The organism is Micrococcus sp. 093350064-1, assembly GCF_053627955.1.
In genome coordinates this window covers 1-3031 of record NZ_JBSEYU010000030.1, presented here as the reverse complement: position 1 = coordinate 3031, position 3031 = coordinate 1, and the positions used below count along the sequence as shown (strand labels likewise).

The following is a 3031-nucleotide window of genomic DNA, read 5'->3' as shown; positions in this document are numbered from 1 at the left end:
GGTTGTTGAGGAACTTCCATCCTGCGGGAGAGGCCCACTCGTCTCATCTCAGCCGGCGCCTCGTGGCAAGAACCTCATGACCCACAACACCTAGGTGTGATGTCCAGGGACGTTGTTGCGTGAATAGCTGACAGGCGAAGGCCTCCTGTTGCGAGAGTGGAGTTGTCGAGAAACCGCTCACGCGAACAGAAGGCCTTCATGTCCCACGCTAACGCCGCCCTGACCCCTCGCGCCCGCCTACGCCTGGCCAAGCTCATCGTCGAGGAGCACTGGCCGGTCGCCACCGCGGCCAAGATGTTCATGGTCTCCGCACCCACCGCACGCAAATGGGCCACACGCTTCCGGGCCGAGGGACCTGCAGGGATGGCAGACCGGTCCAGCCGGCCGTCCACGATGCCGACCAGAACACCGCCGGCGGTGGTGAAACAGATCGTGGCCGCCCGATGGCGCCGACGCCTGGGGCCGGCACAGATCGCTGGAGAACTCGGGATGCCGGCCTCCACCGTCCATGCCGTGCTCGTGCGCTGCCGGATCAACCGCCTCGCCCGTCTGGACCGGGTCACCGGCGAGCCGATCCGCCGCTACGAGCACCCCCACCCCGGGTCGCTGATCCACGTCGACGTCACCAAGTTCGGGCGCATCCCCGACGGGGGCGGACACCGATTCGTCGGGCGCCAGCAGGGCATGAAGCACCGCGCGGCGACCTCGGACCGCGAAGGAACCCGTGATGCCCGATACCAGCCCCGGCTCGGGGTGGGCTTTCTGCACACCGTGATCGATGATCACTCCCGCTTCGCCTATGTCGAGATGCACTCCGATGAACGCAGCCAGACGGCCATCGCGGTGTTGCGCCGCGCGGTCGCCCACTTCGCGCGCCTGGGTGTGGAGGTGGAGCGGGTGCTCTCGGACAACGGCTCGGCCTACCGCTCGCATGCCTGGCGTGATGCCTGCACCGAGCTCGGGATCAAGCCTAAGCGGACTCGGCCCTACCGGCCGCAGACGAACGGGAAGATTGAGCGGTTCCATCGCACGCTCGCTGACGGGTGGGCCTACGCCCGGTTCTATAGCTCAGAGACGGAACGCAGGGCCGCGTTGCCTGGATGGCTGCACTTCTACAATCATCATCGCGTCCACTCCGCGATCGGCGCCGCGCCTGCCACCCGGCTCAACAACCTCCCTGGACATCACACCTAGGCGATGCTGATGGCCGGTTGGCGTTCATCGCGGCCCTTAGGAGCTCGCACTTTGGAGTAGAGCACGTTTCCGTGTCAGAGCCTTCTGATGTCGCTGGTCCTCCGTTGAGACGCTGAGGGGCTTTCTTGCTGGTCTCAGTCGTCCTTGTGGATCGCGTAGTGCACCGTCCCGACGGTGACGCCTTCCTTGGCAGCAATGGCGCGCATGGAGAGCCCTTCCGCGCGCAGAGCACGAATGCGTTTATGGCGTGCGGCGGCGTCCGCCAAGTAGTCCGCGCGTTCCTGGGCGACGGTGCGGCGGATGGTGCGCGGCGAGACTCCGAATCGCTCGGCTAGCTCGCGGGCGGTCTGCTTGCGCTTGGCGCGCGTAGGGGTGCTGGTCATGCGTCCTCTCCCATGTGTGACGAGCCGAGCACGCCCAGCCCGGACGAGGTCGCTGCCGCGCGCACGCCGGCCGGCGGATGGACCAAGGCCCAGCTGGCCGCCTGGGGCGTGCCGTGGCTGCCACCGAAGGGCTGGCGCGCCGAGCTCGAGGAGCAGTGGAAGGCCCTGGGGCGACCCTTCGCCTGACTGCCGCACGCTCTCCCCGTGAGCCCCCGGCCTCCTTGGAGGAGCCGGGGGCTATCGCGTCCGCCCTCGCCGCTACCGTGAAGGCTCCAGTACACAGCACGGCGGGGTAGTGACCCGCCACGACAGAACAGCGAGGTCTCGTGCGACCCACGATCTTCACCCTCCGCGTCCTGAACTACGTCCACACCAACGGCCTCGTCGGCCAGCACCTGCGGGACATCCCCACTGAGGTGTGCCCACCCGACCGTGTCCAAGTCGCCGCCCGAGAGCTCATGCAGCTCGAGATGATCCCCAAGAACACCCCCTTGGCTGGCTGTATCCCGATTGCTGTCCTGCCCCGGTGTGCCTTCGACGCCGAGCGGGTTGCTCGGGCATACCCGCGCGTCGAGGCCCAGTGGCTGCTTCTAGAAGCAGCCGAGGCATGTCCCAATGATGCCGGCGTCTACGACGACCTCCAGGCCCTGGACCTCACCGATCGCCAGATTCAGAAGGCGTCTTCGGACCTCGAGGCTCATGGTTACCTCGAGCCCGGTAGTACCAGTTCGTACCGGCCCGTACTCACGTCCGCAGGCCTTGATCTCGTGGCCGCCTACCAGACTCCCTTCGTGTGGCCGCCGGCAGAAAGCGGGTTCTCAGTGACCAACCACCACGACAACTCCGTTACTCAGAACGTCCAGACCGGCAACGGGTCGAACGTGGCCCTAGCCGGCCACAGGAGCAACGTCACCCTCACCGTCCAGAGCCAGGACCGCCCGGCGCTGGCGGGACAGTTCGAGCAGCTGCGCGAGGTGCTGCACGCGGAGGAGGGCCTCAGCGATTCTGACGCCGTACGTGACCTGCTGACGCGCGTGAACATGCTTGAGGAGCAGGTGGAGGACGGCGACGGCAAGATCCCAGCCAGCCTGCTCGAGCGCTTCCTAAACAAGGCCGTCGAGACCCTCGCGGACGAGTCTGCACAGCGCATCATCCCGGTCCTCAGCACGATCTACGTCCTGTTCGGTCTACCGCCGCTCCCTGCCTGACCGCTCATCCACCGGTGCCCGCCGCATGGCGCTACGGTGCTCCTCAGCGCGTCAGGACGATTCCCCTCCTGGTCAGCGCGCTTGGCCACCGATCCTGATCTCTCATGCAGGGTGGCTCCGTTGCCCGCGCTCGTCCTATTGGCCGTCGAGCCGGGTATACCCCTTTACACGCCCTGCCCTGTGGCTTCGTTCGCTTGGTGGCGGGGTTTTTGCAGCGCTCCGTGGCGGTCTTGTTGCCGCGATCAC

General features: G+C 66.7%; 4 protein-coding genes. 3 read left to right on the top strand and 1 reads right to left on the bottom strand.

All coding sequences use genetic code 11. The features are described from left to right. Positions 1 to 198 precede the first annotated feature (198 nt). Positions 199 to 1194, top strand: coding sequence for an IS481 family transposase (locus ACUW6W_RS11665; RefSeq protein ID WP_060974313.1), 996 nt, complete (start codon positions 199 to 201; stop codon positions 1192 to 1194). Between the two features lie 134 nt (positions 1195 to 1328). On the opposite strand, the gene ACUW6W_RS11660 is transcribed toward ACUW6W_RS11665, so the two are convergent. Next, on the bottom strand, positions 1329 to 1577 hold the full coding sequence (locus tag ACUW6W_RS11660; protein ID WP_049147384.1) for a MerR family transcriptional regulator: 249 nt from the start codon (positions 1575 to 1577) through the stop codon (positions 1329 to 1331). Between the two features lie 12 nt (positions 1578 to 1589). On the opposite strand from ACUW6W_RS11660, the gene ACUW6W_RS11655 reads away from it, so the two are divergent. Then, positions 1590 to 1763: a hypothetical protein gene (locus ACUW6W_RS11655; protein ID WP_168165774.1), complete on the top strand. Its 174-nt coding sequence runs from the start codon at positions 1590 to 1592 to the stop codon at positions 1761 to 1763. A gap of 140 nt (positions 1764 to 1903) precedes the next feature. Then, positions 1904 to 2785 carry a hypothetical protein gene (locus tag ACUW6W_RS11650; protein WP_049147382.1) on the top strand — a complete coding sequence of 294 codons (882 nt, stop codon included), beginning with the start codon at positions 1904 to 1906 and terminating at the stop codon, positions 2783 to 2785. The last annotated feature ends 246 nt before the right edge of the window (positions 2786 to 3031 follow it).